6 protein-coding genes are annotated in these 4,894 nt (G+C 63.1%); all 6 read left to right on the top strand.

The window, feature by feature from the left end; translation table 11 throughout:
• The first annotated feature begins 113 nt into the window (after nt 1-113).
• The gene (gene ctaD, locus AC1RT6_RS21160) at nt 114-1,739 is read left to right on the top strand and encodes a cytochrome c oxidase subunit I (protein ID WP_079448471.1); all 1,626 of its coding nucleotides are present in this window, start codon (nt 114-116) and stop codon (nt 1,737-1,739) included.
• A 53-nt stretch (nt 1,740-1,792) separates the two neighbouring features.
• Nucleotides 1,793-2,731: a heme o synthase gene (locus tag AC1RT6_RS21155; RefSeq protein ID WP_079448470.1), complete on the top strand. Its 939-nt coding sequence runs from the start codon at nt 1,793-1,795 to the stop codon at nt 2,729-2,731.
• Nucleotides 2,732-2,746: 15 nt separating this feature from the next.
• A complete protein-coding gene (locus AC1RT6_RS21150; RefSeq protein WP_079448469.1) occupies nt 2,747-2,917 on the top strand; it encodes a cytochrome c oxidase system small membrane protein in 171 nt (56 codons plus the stop codon).
• Between the two features lie 6 nt (nt 2,918-2,923).
• Nucleotides 2,924-3,574, top strand: coding sequence for a cytochrome c oxidase assembly protein (locus AC1RT6_RS21145; RefSeq protein ID WP_079448468.1), 651 nt, complete (start codon nt 2,924-2,926; stop codon nt 3,572-3,574).
• Between the two features lie 95 nt (nt 3,575-3,669).
• The gene (locus AC1RT6_RS21140) at nt 3,670-4,524 is read left to right on the top strand and encodes a cytochrome c oxidase subunit 3 (RefSeq protein WP_079448467.1); all 855 of its coding nucleotides are present in this window, start codon (nt 3,670-3,672) and stop codon (nt 4,522-4,524) included.
• Nucleotides 4,525-4,601: 77 nt separating this feature from the next.
• Nucleotides 4,602-4,894, top strand: a 293-nt coding sequence (locus AC1RT6_RS21135; RefSeq protein WP_139372960.1) for a DUF983 domain-containing protein, incomplete at its 3' end; no start/stop codon positions are given.

Genomic DNA, 4,894 nt, shown 5'->3' with positions numbered 1-4,894 from the left:
ATTTCGACGGGGCGACAACCGCTAAAGGGACGTCGCCCCAAGGGATTGCACCCCAAGGGATGCCGCCAAGGTTCGTTCGAAGGACTTCAAGGGACGAAAGACAGGATTAGACAATGGCAACAACCGCAGCACATGCTCACGACCACGGCCATGACGATCATGGCGACCATGCGCACCACCCGACAGGGTGGCGGCGCTTTGCGTATTCGACCAATCACAAGGACATCGGGACTATGTACCTGGTGTTCGCCATCGTCGCGGGGATCATCGGCGGCCTGATGTCGATGGGCATCCGGGCGGAACTGATGTATCCCGGCGTGCAGGTTTTTGATCCTGCGCATACCTACAACGTCTTTGTGACCTCGCACGGCCTGATCATGATCTTCTTCATGGTGATGCCTGCGATGATCGGCGGCTTCGGCAACTGGTTCGTGCCGCTGATGATCGGGGCGCCCGACATGGCGTTTCCGCGGATGAACAACATCTCGTTCTGGCTGCTGCCGGCGGCGTTTGCGCTGTTGCTGACCTCCACGTTCGTGGAAGGTGAGCCGGGCGCGGCGGGCGCGGGCACGGGCTGGACGCTGTATGCGCCGCTGTCGACGAGCGGTCATCCCGGACCGTCGGTGGATTTCGTGATCCTCGCGGTGCATCTGGCCGGCGCCTCCTCGATTTTGGGCGCGATCAACTTCATCACCACGATCTTCAACATGCGCGCGCCTGGTATGACCTTGCACAAGATGCCGCTGTTCGTCTGGTCGATCCTGGTGACGGTGTGGCTGCTCTTGTTGTCGCTGCCGGTTCTGGCGGGTGCGATCACCATGCTTTTGACCGATCGTAACTTCGGCACCACGTTCTTCGCTGCCGACGGCGGCGGCGATCCGGTGCTGTTCCAGCATCTGTTCTGGTTCTTCGGTCATCCCGAGGTGTACATCCTGATTTTGCCGGGCTTCGGCATGATCAGCCATGTGATCTCGACGTTCTCGAAGAAGCCGATCTTCGGCTATCTCGGCATGGCCTATGCGATGGTCGCGATCGGCGGCATCGGCTTCGTCGTGTGGGCGCACCACATGTACACGGTCGGCATGGTGTCGACGGCGCAGGCTTACTTCGTCGCCGCCACGATGGTGATCGCGGTGCCGACCGGCGTGAAGGTGTTCTCGTGGATCGCCACCATGTGGGGCGGCTCGATCGAGTTCAAGGCGCCGATGCTGTTTGCGATCGGCTTCATCTTCCTGTTCACGGTTGGCGGCGTGACCGGCGTGGTGCTGGCCAATGCGGGCGTCGACCGGGTGATGCAGGAGACCTACTACGTCATCGCGCACTTCCACTACGTGATGGGCATTGCCGCGGTGTTCTCGATCTTCGCGGGCTGGTACTACTGGTTCCCGAAGATCTCCGGCTACATGTACAACGAGACCATCGCCAAGCTGCACTTCTGGCTGATGTTCATCGGCGCCAACGTCCTGTTCTTCCCGCAGCACTTCCTCGGGCTGCAGGGCATGATGCGGCGCTCGGTTGACTATCCGGATGCGTTCGCGGGCTGGAACGAGATCTCGTCCTACGGCGCCTTTATCGCTGGGTTTGGCGCTGTGGTCTTCCTTTACGGCTTGGTCGACGCCTTTGCTCGCAAGGAGCAGGCGGCGGACAATCCGTGGGGTGAAGGTGCAACCACGCTGGAATGGACGCTGTCGTCACCGCCGCCGTTCCACCAGTTCTCCACCCTGCCGAAGGTGCAGTAATGTGACTGTGCGCGGCGCGCTCGACGCGCCGCGCACCAACAAGCGGGTGTATCGTGTCGGTTGTTGATCAAAAAGCCGTTGAACTGCCGCCCCGGATCTCGGAGGCGAGTGTCGCCGATTACTTCGCGCTGCTGAAGCCACGGGTGATGTCGCTCGTGATCTTCACCGCGCTGGTCGGGCTGATGATCGCGCCGGGCCATGTTCACCCGGTCCTGGGCTTCATCTCGATTCTCTGCATCGCGGTCGGAGCCGGCGCCTCCGGCGCGCTGAACATGGCGCTGGAAGGCGATATCGACGTGCTGATGTCGCGCACGGCCAACCGGCCGATCCCGCGCGGCCGCATCACCCGCGGCGAGGCGATGGGGTTCGGCCTCACGCTGTCGTTCTTCTCGGTGATGACGCTCGGCGCTCTGGTCAACTGGTATGCCGGGGGCCTGCTCGCCTTCACGATCTTCTTTTATGTTGTGATCTACACGATGGGACTGAAGCGGCGGACCGCGCAGAACATCGTGATTGGCGGCGCCGCCGGTGCGCTGCCGCCGGTGGTGGCGTGGGCGGCTGCGACGGGGTCGCTGTCGGTGGAGCCGCTGCTTCTGTTCCTGATCATCTTCTTCTGGACGCCGCCGCATTTCTGGGCGCTGGCGCTGTTCCGCAACGACGACTACACCCGCGCCGGCGTGCCGATGTTGCCGGTGGTTGCCGGTCCCGATGCGACCCGGCTGCAGATCCTGCTCTATACCATCGTGCTGGTGGCGGTCGCCGCCGCGCCCTGGCCGCTCGGCTACTTCGATTGGATTTATGGTGTCACGTCGCTGATCCTCGGCGCCGGCATGCTGGTGTTCGCGATCAATGTCTATCGCCATCGCACCGGCAGCGCGGCGCTACGCGCCACGCGGCGGTTGTTCGCCTTCTCGATCCTCTATCTGTTCGCGCTGTTTGCCGTTCTGCTGCTCGATGTGGTTGCGAAGGCCATCGCGCCGTTGATCTGGTAGAGGGCGCATGAACCGATGGACAGCAACAACAAGCCGGACGGAGACGGGATCGTTCTCACCGAGGCCCAGAAGAAGCGCCGGCGCGAGCGGTCGATCGCGATCGCCTGGGCGCTGGGGCTCATGGTCCTGCTGTTTTTCGCGGTCACCTTCATCAAGGGGCCGGGCGTTCTCGTCCGTCCGATGTGATTTGAGATGACGGACGCGCCGCAGCACCCGCAGCAACCCGCTACCGCAGCCTTGGCCCGGCCGAAGGCGACGCCGCGCATTGGCCGCGACGTGAAGGTCGGCGCCGCTTGCGGCCTGCTGGTTGCCCTGATGGTCGGCGCCGCCTATGCGTCGGTGCCGTTCTACAACTGGTTCTGCCGCGTCACCGGCTTCAACGGAACGACGCAGGTGGCAGGGGAGGCCCCCCAGTCCAAGCCGCTGGAACGCACGGTGGCCGTACGCTTCGACTCCAACGTCTCGGGCGGGCTGCCCTGGAAGTTCGAGCCGGAACAGACCGAGATAAAGGTCCGGGTCGGCGAGGTCACCACCGTCCATTACACCATCACCAACGAGGTGGCGGCGACCACCATGGGGCAGGCGGCCTATAACGTCACGCCGCTGACAGTCGGATCCTATTTCACCAAGATCAACTGCTTCTGTTTCACCGAGCAAACCCTGGCGCCCGGTGAGAAGCGGGAGATGGCCGTCGTCTTCTATGTCGATCAGGCTTTCGCCGCCGACAGCGAGAACGACGGCGTCAATACCATCACCCTGTCCTATACCTTCTTTCCGGTGAAGAAGGCCGCGCCCAAGCCGGTGGCGGTCAACGAGCCGGACAGGCCAGGGGGAAGCATCTGAGCTTTGAGGGCCGACGCGTTTTGTTACCGACGCGTTTTGTTTTGAGATCAATAGGTGCCCAATACCGCCGGCACCGCTAACGGAGAGAGACCGCAATGGCTACGGCGCAAGTCAAGCACGATTACCACCTGGTCGACCCGAGTCCGTGGCCGATCGTAGGCGCGACCGCGGCTTTCATCATGGCCGTCGGGGCGATCCTGTGGATGCATCATCTGACCGCGGCCGCGCCGATCATTTTCGGCATCGGCCTGATCGGCGTGCTCTACACCATGGCGAGCTGGTGGGCGGATGTGATCCGCGAAGCCGAGCACAAGGGCGATCACACCCGCGTGGTGCAGATCAGCCATCGCTACGGCATGATCCTGTTCATCTGCTCCGAGGTGATGTTCTTCGTCGCCTGGTTCTGGGCCTTCTTCAACTCCGCGCTGTTCCCGGGCGATCCCGTGCATATGACGCGCGACGCGCTGTTCGGCGGTGTCTGGCCGCCCAAGGGCATCCAGACCTTCGATCCCTGGCACCTGCCGTTGCTCAACACCCTGATCCTTCTGACCTCGGGCACCACCGTGACCTGGGCGCACCATGCCCTGCTCAATGGCGACCGCAAGGGGCTGAAGTGGGGATTGATCCTGACCATCGCGCTCGGCGCCGTCTTCACCTGCGTGCAGGCCTATGAGTATCATCACGCCGCCTTCAGCTTCGCCGGCAACGTCTACGGCGCCACCTTCTTCATGGCGACCGGCTTCCACGGCTTCCATGTGCTGGTCGGCACCATCTTCCTGATCGTCTGCCTGTTCCGCGCCAATGCGGGACACTTCACGCCCTCCCAGCACCTCGGCTTCGAATTCGCCGCCTGGTACTGGCATTTCGTCGACGTGGTGTGGCTGTTCCTGTTCGTCTGCATCTATGTCTGGGGCAACGGCGCCGCGGCCATGGCGCACGCCGCGCACTGACCGGGACCAGCCCGCTCAACACCATCAAGACAAGGGCGGCCGCCGGGCCGCCCTTTTCTCTTTCGGAAGAAACGCTGATGTCCAATCTCGCTCGGCCGACATTGTCCCAGACCATCCTGCGCGGGCTCGCCTGCAAATGCCCGCGCTGCGGCAAGGGAAAACTCTTCTCCGGATTCCTGACCCTGCGGCCCGCCTGCGAGGCTTGCGAGCAGGATTACGCCTTCATCGACGCCGGCGACGGTCCCGCCGTGTTCATCATCCTCATCGCGGGATTCATCGTCGTCGCCGCCGCACTCGTCGTCGAAGTCAAGTATCAGCCAGCCCTCTGGATCCACGCTGCTCTCTGGATCCCAACAGTCCTCGCTGTTAC

Source organism: Nitrobacter sp. MLSD-S21 (genome assembly GCF_058809865.1).
This window is presented reverse-complemented; position numbering and strand designations above follow the sequence as displayed.